Origin of the sequence: Marinomonas polaris DSM 16579 (assembly GCF_900129155.1) — a bacterium.
Taxonomy (GTDB): domain Bacteria; phylum Pseudomonadota; class Gammaproteobacteria; order Pseudomonadales; family Marinomonadaceae; genus Marinomonas; species Marinomonas polaris.
The window spans coordinates 69,839-84,014 of sequence record NZ_FQVF01000024.1 but is presented as its reverse complement, the minus strand read 5'-3'; the positions used below and the strand labels follow the sequence as shown (position 1 = coordinate 84,014).

The window sequence follows — 14,176 nt, the reverse complement described above, 5'->3', positions numbered from 1 at the left end:
AGAGGCGTTGAACCACCTGATCCCATCCCGAACTCAGAAGTGAAAAGCGCCATCGCCGATGGTAGTGTGGGAGATCCCATGTGAGAGTAGGTCGTTATCAAGATTTAATTAAGAAAGCCCTGATTACGTAAGTAGTCAGGGCTTTTTTTCGTTCAAATAAAATACATTTATATTATTGATAATAAGAAGACGGTCGTCCAAAAAAGGGATGAGCGTGTGGGGCTTTTTATAAAAGATAAGCATGTGCGAGTGTATAAGTCGTTATCAAGATTTAATTAAGAAAGCCCTGATTATGTAAGTAGTCAGGGCTTTATTACTCTCAAGGAAAAAGAATATAGTTTCATAATGGGTTATGAGACCTTTATGTCAATTAGATAGCCAATAGGGCATATCTAACGATGCTAGAAAGCTTTCTGCGTCTGACCCCTGTAACAAGGCTAGTGTAGATATTATTCCTGCATTGATACAGGTAGGGGCTGCTACCGTCACACTTCTAGGTGCGTCTATCATAGCCAATCCGGTGATCGGGTTTAAAACGTGAGAATAGCGAATACCGTCTTTGAACAGAAAGCGTCGGCTATCACCTGATGTGGCAAGGGCTCCTGATGAGAGGGCTACAATGTGTTTTGATTTTTCTTGATCGTTAATCGATTCGATACCTACCTTCCAGCTTTCGCCGTTTAATCTTCTACCATTGCAGGCAAGATCGCCGCCACAATTGATTAGAAAGGCTGCGGATGTTTTTGATAAAATTATTCGACAGATACTAAGCATTTTATCAACAGCATATTCTTTCCCAATACCTCCAAAATCTAGCTCCATGCCTGAAGGGAGCTTTAATTCTGTTGGGTTATTTGGGCTCCAACCTAACTTTGTCCAACCAACGTTGGTTAATAGTTCATTTATTACGCTTTGTTGAGGTAGGTTGTCGCTACCATCAAATTTCCAAGCTTTTCTTAGAATACCGGATGTTATGTCAAATAGCCCTTCTGACGCGTGGTAAGCGTGATTAGCGAAAACCATTAATTGAGCGGTTTCTTGGTCCAATATTTGAGTTATGTCTGTTTTTGAATGTATTTCGGAAAATGTATTGTTTGCTTGATAACGGCTAAATTTGTGTTCAATTCGCCATGCTTCGATAATGGCTTTTTTCGCTGCGTTCTTAGCGAGCTGTGTTTGTTCACATTCAATCAGTATTGAACAGTTGCTTGCCATGCATTCGAATTGGATTTTATAGCTGTGTTTATTTTCTTGCCACAAGCTAGGATTCGGGTGGTTCGATGGGTTAAACGATGAATCTATAATTAATGCTTCAATAAACTTCATGGCGCCCCTGTAGATGAAAATCCTCTACTGCTGAGAGTAGAGGATTTATGATTCTAAAACTTATATCCTACGATCAACATAGCTGCGTCTAAACCTGGATAAAGTTCCTGAGATGTCAACTTTCCATAGCCTTTATCACCAGAGCTTTCTTGATGATAAACAGAGAATCGAGTGTAGAACTCGGTTTCATCAGCAAATTTATAACCGTATTTTAATCCAAGGGTATAGGTATCTAGATCCCCTAAACGGTAATCAGCACTGGCAAAATCAGCATTTGTATAATCACTAGAGTTTAAATATCGATGATAAAAGTCTGCTTTGCTTTGAGTGTACCAACGAAGTTGTGGTTCTAAGTACTGGTTATCAAAATGAATGCGATATTTTGCGTCGATAGTATGTGAGTTAATGCCCCAATCATCAAACATATAACGATAACTTACATCGAGTATATCGTCGTTATCAAATTGATATTTTGTTTGCCAATAAATACTCTGTTTTAGGCGTGAATCAGGACGCTTTTCATAAAGGTATAAGTCTCGGCTACCACTTTGAAAATTGCCACCGAAATTAGTGCCGGCATTATCATCTATGACAGAAATAATCTTATACGGGTCTGTTAAGTAACCAGAGCTGGTACTCAACGAATAGTTGAACTGCATGATGGTTTTGCGGTTGATGATTTGTGTGATGCCAAAAACTGCATCTACAAGGCTTTTATTATCTGAATCTGTGCGTTGAGTAAACTCACTATCAGAGTTATTGAGCGGCACTTGAACTAAACCTGTGGGCACGCCACCTTCTGGATTAACTGTGTCACTAGATAGGTTTAAGCCCAAAGTAAGGGTTGTGTTCTTTTGGTTTAAATAACGTGATAGGCTGCCATTTACGCCAAGAGACTGGTAATCATGCTCTTTAGAAAGGTAACCACCAACACCATATGCCCAATCACGGTCTATTGGTGCAGACCAGTTGGTTGATAATGCAATGCGGGTATCTTTAAACGTATCGTCTAGAGGTTGTTCACCAGCTGCGGCGTCATAGGAACCTTTACCTGAAGGACTGGTAAATGTCTGAACATGGTCACTTGGCGTTGCGCCATTTGGAGATGCACCGGTTAAAGTGTCGGCTGCAATTTTAAAAGTGAGTTTCGTTTCCTCGTCATAATTCTTGGTAGCACTAATGACTGGCTCAGCGGCAGAAACTCGTCCGTCGCTTTCTGAGTAGAGTAAGAAAGCAGAGTCTACATCCCAGCTATCAGCGGCATTAACACTCGGAGAGATACCACCAATAAGCGCGCAGCTTGCAGCCGTTAATAATTGAGCCAAGTCACGATTTTTATGAGTGTTCTTAGTTACAGCCACAGCCACCACCTCCAAATCCTTGTCCGCCACTGCTGGCTTCTTTGCTGAAATAAATGTGATCATTTAAACTGTTTTCAATAGGGTCACTAATTAGGTTCATTTCCTGCTGGGCGAGAATATCTCGCTCCCAAGGTTTAACCCCTACATCACTGCATCCTGAAAGAATTATTGGCACGGCGAGCAAGCCAATAACACTGATTATTTTTTGCATAGGTTATTCCCCTTTTTCGGCTAATAGCTTGGCAATAGCAGATTCATATTCATTTATATTTTTCTGATGAAAACCAACATGCGTTGCTCTTATTTTTCCCTGACGATCAATTAAAAAACTCGTTGGCATGCCAATAACACCAAAGTCTTCGGGTAATTGCGCTTCAGTATCAAATAACACAGTAAAACCAGGTTTGAATTCTTTTAAGAAGTCTAATGCTTGTTCATTTTCTTGATCTAAATTTATCGCGATAACTTTAAGGCCCTGCTCTTTGTATTTTGCTTGAATGCTTGTCATCCAAGGAAACGACTCACGGCAAGGTCCACACCAGGAAGCCCAAAAATCCACGAGTACGACTTGTCCCTTTTCCATGTCTAGTGAAATTTTTTGGTTTGTTTGATATTCAGGTAGCATCACTGTTTGGTGTGGTGCTGCTTTTGCTGTGGCTTGTTGTGTTAAATTGGTTGCCCATAATGCTGAAGAAAAAAATGCGCAGCTAACAAATAGGCTAGATAGCGCTGTTAGAGAAAATCCCAGATGTACTTTGATCATGTATGCCACCTAATAAGAAATATGCCTTAATAATACGATGACATTCTTAAGGGAAAATTAAGCTTCAAAATCAGGAAGCGTAAGTTTTACTTAAGGTTTCTTATTTATAGTGGGTAAACCTCTGTAAATTAAGGAACATCAAGTGACGACTTCTTTCAGGCCTTTTAGGCAAATAAAATGGCTGGTAGCGTCGATGCTTGCTTTTTTGTTGGTATCGCAAGTGCTTGCTGCTGATGACTTCTTGAAGCCCTCGGAAGCATTTCAAGTAGAAATTGATAGCGCTAAGAAAGAGGTAACTTGGACTATTGCTGATGGTTACTACTTGTACGAGTCGCGCGTAAAAGTATTGTTGGCAGAAGATAAAACAGCATCGGTACCTTTTCATTTTTTAACCAAAGCTGAAGAAAAGGATGATCCTAATTTTGGTTTGGTTAATGTCTTTCATAACAGAATGGCGATTGCTATTGATGCTAATAATCAAAAGTTGGGTGATCTAAAAGTTACATATCAAGGCTGTGCGGCGGCGGGCTTGTGTTATCCACCACAAACTAAGATTGTGGCTTTTGGCGGCAGTGATAAAGCCGATGATACTAAGCAATTATCTGTTTCTGAGCCTTCCAAATCCGCCGGTGATACGGTGCAAGCTCTTCCTAAAGCATCTATTGAAGGTGAAGAAGGTCAGTTAGCTAAGTTGTTATTAAATGGTGATCGCTTCTGGGTGTTGATTACCTTTTTTGTTTTAGGTTTAGGTTTGACTTTTACGCCTTGTGTATTGCCGATGATTCCAATATTAGCTGGTATTATTGCTGGTCAAGCTGGAAACATTACAGCTAAAAAAGGCTTTTTCTTATCACTTTCGTATGTCTTGGGTATGTCTTTTTCTTATAGTATGGCGGGAGTTTTAGTTGGTATTTTTGGTGCACAACTTAATCTTCAAGCTTTGTTTCAAGCTCCCGGTGTATTAATTAGTTTTAGCGTGCTGTTTGTTCTTTTGTCTTTGGCGATGTTTGGCTTCTATGAATTACAGTTGCCTATGTTTCTGCGTGACAGGTTAGATAGGTTAAGCCAGAAAAGTGTCGGTGGACCATATCTTGGTGTTGGAATTATGGGAGCTATCTCTGCACTAATTGTTTCGCCTTGCGTCTCTGCGCCGTTAGCTGGTGCCCTAATTTATATCAGTACAACTGGTGATGCTGTACTTGGTGGCTGTGTGTTGTTTGTTATGAGTTTAGGGATGGGGGTTCCTTTGTTGTTAGTCGGCTTAGGTGGAGGTAAATATCTTCCAAAAGCGGGCATATGGATGATGCAGGTAAAGGCCGCATTCGGAGTAATTTTGTTGGGTGTTGCTGTTGCTTTGGTGTCTCGTATTGTATCTGACACTGTGAGTATTTATTTGTGGTCATTGCTTTGTATTATTTATGCTGTGCATCTATCTCCTTTTCAATCGGGTGGTAACGGGTGGGGAAAGACTCGACAAGGTTTTTCAATAATTCTCTTGATCTATGGGACCGCATTATTTACCTCTGGATTAGCGGGCAAACCTAGTTTAGACAAACCGTTAGGGTATTTTTCTGCAGTATCGAATGACGTGAGCTCTGCTGAGGTAAAGCCTTTGTTTGATCGCATGCAAGATGTTTTTCTTGTTGAAAATGCGATGCAACAGGCCAAAACTAATGGAAAGGCAGTGGTTTTAGATATGTACGCTGATTGGTGTACAGCTTGCTTGGAAATGGAAAAAAATGTCTTTAGTAGCAGTAATCTAAAAATATATTCAAATAACATTTCATTTCTGCAGCTTGATCTCACTGAAAATATGCCCGCTCAACAAGCATTTTTATCAAAATATGGCGTATTTGGTCCGCCAACTCTGTTATTCTTTTCTTCTCATGGTGATTTGATCAACGTTCGCCAAGGTGAAATGGATTTAGCGCAATTTAATAGCATGCTGCAATCAACCTTGGCGAACTTATGAAAGAAGGAATAGGTTTGCGAGTACTAGTTGTAGAGGATGATCTTTCGTTAGCGGATGGTCTTGTAACTGCCTTAAAACGTGAAGGTTACACAGTTGATTTACTTCATGATGGGATACATGCTTTGGAAGCATTGGCTAATGAAGTGTTTGATTTGGTTGTATTGGATTTAGGTTTGCCAAGATTAGACGGTTTGGCAGTGCTTAAGCAATTAAGAGCCAATGAAAATGCTGTGCCGGTTCTTATTCTTACCGCCAGAGATGCTTTGGAAGACAGGGTAGCTGGTTTAGATTTAGGTGCCGATGATTATTTGGTTAAACCTTTTGATGTAACCGAATTGAAAGCGAGAGCTCGGGCTTTATTGCGTCGCAGTTACGGTCGAGCAATCAGTGAGATTCACTATAAAGGCCTTGTGCTATTTCCAGCGAGCCACAAAGTGACCTATCAAGACAAAGACGTTAATCTTACTCGAAGGGAATACTCTTTGCTGCATGAGCTGGTGAGCCAACCTGGCCATGTTTTTACTCGAGATGTTTTACAGCAACTTATGTATGGGTGGGGCGATGATGTGGAAAGTAATGCGCTTGAAGTGCATATACATCATCTGCGAAAAAAACTGTTTCCAGAGTTAATTCGCACCATACGAGGTATTGGCTATGTGGTCGATCAAGAAGTGGGCTAATGAAAAACTATTAAGTTCAATTAGGCGAAGAACCCTGTTTTTTGTCATGTGTATTTTTACCATGACAAGCATCCTTATCATGGTAATTGGTTTGCTGTTTGCTAATCATGAGGTCGAAGAGTTATTTGATGCTCGTTTAGCTCAACAAGCTAGATTACTACTAACCTTATCCGAGAATATTGAAAAGCTTGGTTCGAGTAAAAATCCTTCATTCCCTTTATTAGTTGATGCAGCAAATACTGATGCATCCGTTGGACATAAATACGAAAGTAAAATTTTTTATCAGATTTGGAGTGGTGATGAATTAAAAATTGCGTCTGATTCAATGACGCTATCTCATCAGAGAGAAGATTCGTTTGGTTATGGCGATGCAACAGCTGATCATTACCAATGGCGAACTTTTACCTTAATCCAAACTGCTGGAAATATTAAAGTTATCGTTGCGGAGCGTGCTGATGTAAGAGGTGAAATTTCAGATCAAATAGTCTTTCAAACTCTTTTTCCTGAAATATTAGCCTGGCCTATTTTAGCTGTTCTCGTTTGGGCGGCTGTTGGTTTTGGTCTTGAGCCACTTCAGCAGCTTGCTCAGCGTATTCAAAAGATTACTCCGACCAAATTAGAACCTATTGAAATGTCTTATGTTCCAGAAGAATTGGTGCCCGTGAAAACGGCCTTGAACGGATTGCTTATGGAAATTGATGTATTGATGGAAAGGGAAAAGCGTTGGATAGCAGATGCAGCTCATGAATTAAGAACTCCTTTAAGTATTCTCCGAGTTCATGCTGAAAATGCAGCATCCGCTGAAAATGATCAAGAGAGAAATCAATCCTTAACTCAGCTAACATCAGGGGTTGATCGGTCAACTCGAATTGTGTCTCAGTTGCTTGCGCTTGCTCGTCTTGAACACCAGAAAAAAGTCACTAAAGAAGACGTTGATGTGCTGGTAATTAGTCGCTCAATGATTGCAGATATCCTTCCTTTAGCTTGGAAGAGAAATGTTGAAATTAGCCTGGATGTTGATGATAGTTTGCCTTGGAGTTGTTATGTCGAACCTAATCATGTTGAGATATTGCTGCAAAATCTAATTAGCAATGCGATTAAGTTTTCTCCTCAGGGTTCTATTATACAAGTGGTTTGGTCCCAGTTTGCAAATCAAGTTGAATTAAAAGTAATCGATGCAGGCAGAGGCGTTAGCAAAGAAGAAAAGCAAAGACTCAGCGAGCGATTTTTTCGTTCTGGTGAAGTCGAAGGGGCAGGCCTTGGACTTTCTATTGTTAAGAATATTGTCGATAAATATCAAGGAGTGCTTTCCTTTGAGGATTCACTTCCTCACGGTTTGACAGTGCGGGTTGCATTGCCCATTCTAGCGATAAAATAAGTTTCTCTTCCTAAAAAGAACGTTTAGATAAGCTATTACGTTTTGAGTATATACCAGACATTGTCTGGTATTTTTTTGCCTACGTTTTGGCTTTAAGTTTTAGTCTTGCTCATTTTTTCGGCATTTATTTTTTACTTAAGCATTCCTTTGTGACTTAGATTAGTTAGCTAAATATAATGTTTATCATAAGTGATCTAATGGTTACACATCTAAATAGTTCTTGATCATTTGGTTCGTTTTATTTAGTGTAAAGAGACTTATTGCTATTTTTTATCCATTTTTCTAAGGAACATGAGGTTTATTATGAAAAAATCACTAGGTAAATATCTTATATCTCTAATGAGTTTTACTATTGCTCTTTTCTCTGTATCAGTGGCAGCAACCACATTAGATAAGATAAAAGATGAGGGCACAGTGACTATAGGTGTCGCTAATGAAGTACCGTATGGCTATACCACACCAGATGGAGAGCCTGCTGGTGAAGCGCCTAGTATTGCTGTCAAAGTTTTGAACGATTTGGGCGTAGACAATGTAAAAGTTGTCGTGACGGAATTTGGCTCTTTGATTCCTGGTTTGCGTGCAGGGCGTTTTGATGTGATTGCAGCTGGTATGTACATTACCCCAAAACGTTGTAAACAAATTCTATTCTCTAATCCTACCTACAGTATCGGTGAGGGCTTTTTGGTTCAGAATGGGAATCCGAAAGAGTTAAATGGTTACGATAGTATTGATAGTAAAGCTGTTAAATTAGGCGTGATGTCTGGTTCTGTAGAATACGGTTATGCTCGTGATTACGGTATCGATTTAAGTAAAGTCGTCACTCTTCCAGATTATCCATCTGGTGTTGCCGCTCTTAAATCTGGTCGTATTGATGCTCTAGCTGGTACTAGCTTGACGATGGCATCTTTGGCTCAGAAAGATGATCGTGTTGAGTTAGCTCAACCTTTTACACCTCTTATGATTAAGGGTAAATCAGTTAAAGGTTACGGTGGCTTCGGTTTCCGTCCAGCGGATACGGCTTTGCGTGACGCCTTTAACACAGAATTAAAAGGCTTCATCGATACGAAAGAACACATTGCAATGGTAGAGCCTTACGGTTTTGGTAAGCATACTTCTCCTGGTGGCATGACTGCTGCGAAACTGTGTAAATAACACTGGGGAATTAGACTCATGGAATTTGGAGAAATTGTCTCCGTATTACTCCAGGGGGCCGTTGTCACAATACAAATTGTGGCAATGGCATTGCCTCTCGCCGTGTTAATGGCCTTCAGCTTTGGATTGATTCGCCTTTACGCTCCAGCCCCCTTCAAACAAATTGCAATTGTTTATATTGAGTTCTTTCGAGGAACGTCAGCACTTATACAGTTGTATTGGATCTATTTCGTACTGCCATTTTTCGGAATTACCATTGATGCCATGACGGCGGCAGTTGTTGCTTTGGGACTAAATATCGGTTCGTACGGAACGGAAGTGGTACGTGGCGCTATTCAATCGGTACCGAAAGGGCAATACGAAGCGTCAATTGCATTGAACTTTACTTCCTCACAACGATTGTGGCGAATTATCATGCCGCAAGCATTAGTTAATATGATCCCACCTTTTGGTAATTTGGCCATTGAGTTAGTCAAAGCAACGTCATTAGTTTCTTTGATAACGATTGGTGATTTGACCTTTAAAGCCAAAATGCTAGCCGATACCACCTTACAAGTTGGTGAGATCTTTGGTGTTGTGTTGTTGTTTTATTTTGTTATGGCTCAATTCTTGGTCTTTTTTATTAGACGTTTAGAAACACACCTTAGTAAAGGTTTAGGTCGTGGAGGGCTTCATTCATGAATGGATTTCATTGGGACTGGGCGTTTACATGGGAAGTGTTTCCTATGATTCTAACCGCGGCAAAAGTGACTTTATTGGCAACTTTGCTCGGCAGCATTTTTGCGATTGTGATGGGGCTAGTTTTTGCTTTGTTGCGTCGTAGCAATAGTCGCACACTACGTATCTCGATTTACTGGGTGGTTGAGTTTATTCGGAGTACACCTTTGCTCGTACAGATCTTCTTCTTGTATTACGTGATGCCGGAATTTGGTATCAGTATGTCACCGCTAGCAACGGGTGTGTTTGCTTTAGGTCTTCATTATGGCGCGTATTTATCGGAAGTGTTTCGTAGTGGTATCGATGGTATTGAAAAAGGCCAGTGGGAAGCTGCTAGAGCGCTGAATTTAACGATTGTTGATACCTACAAAGATATCGTGCTCCCTCAAGCAATTCGCCCAATGATCCCTGCGACAGGTAATTACATCATTGCCATGTTTAAGGAAACGCCTCAGCTTTCTGCGATTACGTTATTGGAAATGTTGCAAATGGCGAAGATTATTGGCTCTGAAAACTTCCGTTATCTTGAACCCTTTACCTTAGTTGGGATTTTGTATCTCGTGTTTAGTCTTTTAGCTGCCTACGGTATTCATCAGGTTGAAAGACGCTTTCCAAAAGAAGGATTTAGTTTGAAATGAGTGCACCCATTATTGAATTCAAAAATGTGAAAAAGTGCTTTGGTGAAACTGTCATTTTTAGTGATTTTAACTTCAAAGTAGAAGAAAACGAGATAGTCTCAATCATCGGACCAAGTGGCTCAGGTAAAAGTACCTTGTTACGTATCTTAATGACATTAGAAGGCATCGATGGTGGTTATATAAATGTAGCCGGTGAATCGCTTTGGCATATGCCTTGGCAGGGACAATATGTTCCTGCGAACAGCAAGCACTTGCATAAGATGCGAAATCATCTTGGTATGGTTTTTCAGCATTTTAATTTGTTTCCTCATATGACCGTGAAGCGCAACATTACAGAAGCGCCAATGCGCGTAAAAGGTGTTTCAAGAGCCGAAGCTGAGGAGTTCGCAGACAAATTGCTGCAATTAGTTGGTTTGGCCGATAAAGCGGATAGTTACCCAAATGATTTATCTGGTGGTCAGAAACAGCGAGTAGGTATTGCGCGAGCGCTTGCGATGAAACCATCTATTTTATTGCTGGATGAGATTACTTCGGCTTTGGATCCAGAATTAGTTGATGAAGTATTGGACGTTATTCGTAATCTAGTAAAAGAAGAAAGTTTTACTATGTTGCTGGTGACTCATGAAATGTATTTTGCTCGTGAGATTAGTGATCGAGTGTGCTTTTTTGATAAAGGCGCCATAGTGGAAGAGGGTGAGCCAGAGGCCATTTTTACTCAGCCAAAGGAAGAGCGCACAAAGGCTTTCCTAAACGCTTATATTGGGCAGTGATTTTTACAATTGCTTTAAGTCAATATTTATAAGGCGCCATTTTGGCGCCTTATTTTTTAATCGTGACAAGTCACCTAGTCTCCGAGGATAATGAAAATATATTTTATGGAGTATTGTGCAAATGGCACCTTTGTATAGCGTTATTTTTTTGACCTTAGCTGCTGGCTTGGCAATGCCACTGGGCGCCTTGATTGCCAATTTTGAACGTATAAAACCAGAATGGCTAGAAACTGAGCTGATGCATGGTATTACTGCATTTGGTGGTGGTGCTTTATTATCCGCTATTGCTTTGGTTCTTGTCCCTGAAGGTGTTCAGCATTTTGTGCCATGGTCTGCTGCGTTATTGTTCTTATTAGGTGGCGTGGCTTTTATGTGGCTTGATATTTGGTTATCCAAACAAGAAACTTCAATGAGTCAGCTGGTAGCTATGCTGGCCGATTTTATTCCTGAATCTTTAGCTTTGGGTGCTGCATTCGCTTTAGGTACTATTAATGGTGTATTGCTTGCTGCACTTATTGCTATGCAAAATCTTCCTGAAGGTTTTAATGCTTTTCGAGAGCTAAAATCTTCATCCCATTACAGTGCATTCACAATTATTTCGTGCTTTGCTTTACTTGCATTATCAGGTCCAGTAGCGGGTGTTATAGCTCATATTTGGCTCGCAGAATGGCCTGCCGTGGTATCAGGGATAATGCTGTTTGCGTCAGGTGGTATCTTATATGCCGTGTTTCAAGATATTGCTCCTCAGGTTGCCTTGGACAAACACTGGCTGCCGCCGATGGGGGCAGTCATGGGGTTTGCACTTGGTCTGATTGGCTATATGTTGGTTCATTAATAAAAATGTATACAAAAATAGTTTTTATGAAATATAGTGAGTACTCTTTTTAAGCCATACAGGTAGTAGGGTTGTGCTCAGAATATTAAATGATGTTAGTTTGAGTGCACTTGTCGCAGGTTTTGTGGCAGTGCTAATTGGTTTTGCGAGCTCCGTTGCAATTGTCTTTCAGGCGGCTCAAGCCGCTGGTGCGGACTCTAATACCATTGTGTCTTGGATTATGGCTCTGGGATTTGGTATGGGAGCTACCTGCTTTTTCCTTTCTTTATGGTATCGATCTCCTGTTATTACGGCATGGTCAACGCCTGGTGCGGCATTGTTAGCAACCAGCTTAGGAACAATAAGTTATGCCGAAGCGATTGGTGTGTTCGTTTTTGCGGGCATACTAACTCTGCTAACGGGTGTCTCTGGGTTATTTGATAAGGTCATGCGTTTGGTGCCTTTGCCTCTAGCTTGTGCCATGTTAGCTGGTGTACTTTTCAAGTTTGGACTTTCTATATTTGACTCCATGATGAGTGATGTTTTTCTTGTAGGGATTATGCTGATTACTTATTTGGTGAGTAAACGTCTTGTACCTCGCTATGCTGTGTTGTTTGTATTGGTCTCAGGTGTTGCGTTTGTGCTTGCGAAATCAGACGCTCAACTTATGTCTACTATCCCTTTTGCTCTTGGCTCTCTGGTATGGGTTTGGCCAGAATGGAATATCGGCGCACTGATCGGTATTGGTATTCCTCTATATATTGTGACAATGACGTCTCAGAATATTCCTGGCGTTGCCGTGATGCGTAGCAGTGGTTATCAAACACCTGTTTCTCCTTTAATTAGCTGGACAGGGCTTACCTCTATTATGCTGGCACCATTAGGCGGTTTTGCTTTTAATTTGGCGGCGATCACTGCTGCAATTTGTTCAGGTGATGAATGTCACAAAGATCCTAAGCGACGTTATATTGCGGGCCTGTCTGCTGGTGTGTTTTATGGGCTTGCTGGTTTAGCGGGTACCTCTGTGGTTGCTCTGTTTTCGATTTTTCCTGCAACCATGATTGCAGCGTTAGCTGGTATTGCCTTGTTAGGAACCATCGGTATGAATTTGAAAAATGCGATGGCTGATGACTCTAATCGAGAGGCTGCATTAGTGACCTTTTTAGTAACCGTCTCAGGTGTCTCGTTTGGTGGTATCGCGTCAGCCTTTTGGGGGATTTTATTTGGTGTGATTTGTTTGCTGATATCTAATATTAGGCTCAAATAAAAGGTTCTTTTAATGGATGTTAGTCAAAGTATCAAAGAAGATATCTTGAAAAATCAGCTGCCGAGGGGTGTCCCTCTTCGGCAAGCGATCCTTTCGACTCGATATGGTGTCAGTAGAATTCCTATTAGGGATGCGTTGCTATCATTAAAGTCTGAAGGTTGGCTAGTTCCAAATGGGAAAGCAGGTGTGATGATTCCTGATTTGAATTGGACGGAAGCGGAAGATCTTTATTTGATGCGAGCTGAACTGGAATGTTTGTTGTTCAGTATGGCATTTGATTATATCAGTGAGGAAGACCTAATAAAGGCGAGGTATTTCTTAACAGAATTAAATAAAGAAAATTTAACTCTGGTCTATAAAGGAGAGCTTAATTGGTTATTCCACCACACTCTGTATAGAGCTGCTGAGCGACCGACATTACAGCGCATGGTTGAAGGTCTTAATAAACAAGCTGTGCGTTATCTTGGCTTTCAGTATGGTCCATTGGGATATAAGGTAAGAAGTCAGAATCAGCATGAAGAACTACTTTTACTTATTGAATCAAATGATAAAAATGCTGCGCTCATTTTTCTGAGGCAGCACATAGAAAATGCAGGAATCTTGTTAACTGAGTTTCTGAAAAAACTTAACACATGACTGGGTCAATAGGGTGTTAAAACTCTTCATCAGCAGGCTGAGGTAAATACACAGTTAAACTAGCACCACCCAAGTTTAGAGATGATTCTTTTTTTATGAAGCCTCGAACATCATTCACAACATGAGCTGTGGCTGATAATTCGGCGAAATATAAGCCTAAGCCAGTGTTACCTTCAAGAAACTCTTCAGGCTGTTCATCAGTATCAGCCTGTTTGAAGCCTTCACCATCATCTTCAATTGCTATGATGAGAAAATCATTTTCCTTTTTTGCACTAATTAGAATTTTTGATTTTGCAAACCGCAGAGCGTTGTAAACTGCAGTACTGACCACTGCAGTCATTAGACGTTCGTCAAAAATACTAGTTAGATTTGCATCGCAGCTATACTCTAGCTCTAAACTTTTTGCAATGGCGGATGGCTGTAGAGCAAAAACTTGGTCATCCAAAAACTCATCAAGTAAAAAAGTATCTACATGTAGGTCATAGCCGTCAGATGCTAGTCTATACAAGTATAAATACTCAACCCATTCATCATTAAGTTTTTTAAGGGACTCTTCAATTAGGATAATTTTTTTTTGATTCGAATCCTTGCTCCCCATTGCGTCTTTAAGGCTTTGCAATTGGTATAGTAAAGTTCCTACCTGATTTTTACTTTCATGAATAGCACTGGCTAAGATAGTGCTGATATCGATTTTTTTCATCT

15 protein-coding genes and 1 rRNA gene are annotated in these 14,176 nt (G+C 40.5%); 11 read left to right on the top strand and 5 right to left on the bottom strand.

Features of this window, described 5'->3' with window-relative positions:
• A 5S ribosomal RNA gene (gene rrf / locus BUA59_RS20760) occupies positions 1-103 on the top strand; the annotation flags it as partial.
• Positions 104-366: 263 nt separating this feature from the next.
• On the opposite strand, the gene BUA59_RS20755 is transcribed toward rrf, so the two are convergent.
• From BUA59_RS20755 to BUA59_RS20740, 4 genes are read right to left on the bottom strand one after another with little or no spacing between them, the layout of a single operon-like run.
• A complete protein-coding gene (locus tag BUA59_RS20755; RefSeq protein ID WP_084122603.1) occupies positions 367-1,326 on the bottom strand; it encodes an FAD:protein FMN transferase in 960 nt (319 codons plus the stop codon).
• 53 nt (positions 1,327-1,379) lie between these two features.
• Positions 1,380-2,687, bottom strand: coding sequence for a DUF3570 domain-containing protein (locus BUA59_RS20750; protein WP_245813214.1), 1,308 nt, complete (start codon positions 2,685-2,687; stop codon positions 1,380-1,382).
• Complete coding sequence (locus BUA59_RS20745; protein WP_072841769.1) at positions 2,674-2,898, bottom strand: DUF4266 domain-containing protein; 225 nt, start codon at positions 2,896-2,898, stop codon at positions 2,674-2,676. The genes BUA59_RS20750 and BUA59_RS20745 overlap by 14 nt, the downstream gene beginning before the upstream one ends.
• Positions 2,899-2,901: 3 nt before the next feature.
• A complete protein-coding gene (locus BUA59_RS20740) occupies positions 2,902-3,450 on the bottom strand; it encodes a TlpA disulfide reductase family protein (RefSeq protein ID WP_072841767.1) in 549 nt (182 codons plus the stop codon).
• Between the two features lie 142 nt (positions 3,451-3,592).
• Here BUA59_RS20740 and dsbD point away from each other — a divergent pair, with 142 nt between their 5' ends.
• The 10 genes from dsbD (at position 3,593) to BUA59_RS20690 (ending at position 13,474) form a co-directional block, all read left to right on the top strand.
• The gene (gene dsbD, locus BUA59_RS20735; protein ID WP_084122599.1) at positions 3,593-5,422 is read left to right on the top strand and encodes a protein-disulfide reductase DsbD; all 1,830 of its coding nucleotides are present in this window, start codon (positions 3,593-3,595) and stop codon (positions 5,420-5,422) included.
• A 14-nt stretch (positions 5,423-5,436) separates the two neighbouring features.
• Positions 5,437-6,102 (top strand): response regulator, encoded by a 666-nt coding sequence (locus BUA59_RS20730; RefSeq protein ID WP_072841776.1) that lies wholly within the window; start codon positions 5,437-5,439, stop codon positions 6,100-6,102.
• Positions 6,077-7,480: an ATP-binding protein gene (locus BUA59_RS20725; RefSeq protein WP_072841763.1), complete on the top strand. Its 1,404-nt coding sequence runs from the start codon at positions 6,077-6,079 to the stop codon at positions 7,478-7,480. Before BUA59_RS20730 ends, BUA59_RS20725 begins: the two co-directional genes overlap by 26 nt.
• 303 nt (positions 7,481-7,783) lie before the next feature.
• Positions 7,784-8,632, top strand: a complete 849-nt coding sequence (ehuB, locus tag BUA59_RS20720; protein ID WP_072841761.1) for an ectoine/hydroxyectoine ABC transporter substrate-binding protein EhuB — start codon at positions 7,784-7,786, stop codon at positions 8,630-8,632.
• An 18-nt stretch (positions 8,633-8,650) separates the two neighbouring features.
• Positions 8,651-9,313: an ectoine/hydroxyectoine ABC transporter permease subunit EhuC gene (gene ehuC / locus BUA59_RS20715; protein WP_072841760.1), complete on the top strand. Its 663-nt coding sequence runs from the start codon at positions 8,651-8,653 to the stop codon at positions 9,311-9,313.
• The gene (gene ehuD, locus BUA59_RS20710) at positions 9,310-9,987 is read left to right on the top strand and encodes an ectoine/hydroxyectoine ABC transporter permease subunit EhuD (protein ID WP_072841758.1); all 678 of its coding nucleotides are present in this window, start codon (positions 9,310-9,312) and stop codon (positions 9,985-9,987) included. The genes ehuC and ehuD overlap by 4 nt, the downstream gene beginning before the upstream one ends.
• The gene (ehuA, locus tag BUA59_RS20705; RefSeq protein WP_072841756.1) at positions 9,984-10,757 is read left to right on the top strand and encodes an ectoine/hydroxyectoine ABC transporter ATP-binding protein EhuA; all 774 of its coding nucleotides are present in this window, start codon (positions 9,984-9,986) and stop codon (positions 10,755-10,757) included. Before ehuD ends, ehuA begins: the two co-directional genes overlap by 4 nt.
• Before the next feature lie 121 nt (positions 10,758-10,878).
• A complete protein-coding gene (locus BUA59_RS20700) occupies positions 10,879-11,592 on the top strand; it encodes a ZIP family metal transporter (protein ID WP_072841754.1) in 714 nt (237 codons plus the stop codon).
• Positions 11,593-11,665: 73 nt separating this feature from the next.
• On the top strand, positions 11,666-12,838 hold the full coding sequence (locus BUA59_RS20695; RefSeq protein WP_072841752.1) for a benzoate/H(+) symporter BenE family transporter: 1,173 nt from the start codon (positions 11,666-11,668) through the stop codon (positions 12,836-12,838).
• A gap of 12 nt (positions 12,839-12,850) precedes the next feature.
• Positions 12,851-13,474: a GntR family transcriptional regulator gene (locus BUA59_RS20690; RefSeq protein WP_072841750.1), complete on the top strand. Its 624-nt coding sequence runs from the start codon at positions 12,851-12,853 to the stop codon at positions 13,472-13,474.
• A gap of 16 nt (positions 13,475-13,490) precedes the next feature.
• Here BUA59_RS20690 and BUA59_RS20685 read toward each other — a convergent pair whose 3' ends face one another.
• The gene (locus BUA59_RS20685; protein ID WP_072841748.1) at positions 13,491-14,174 is read right to left on the bottom strand and encodes a sensor histidine kinase; all 684 of its coding nucleotides are present in this window, start codon (positions 14,172-14,174) and stop codon (positions 13,491-13,493) included.
• Positions 14,175-14,176: the final 2 nt, after the last annotated feature.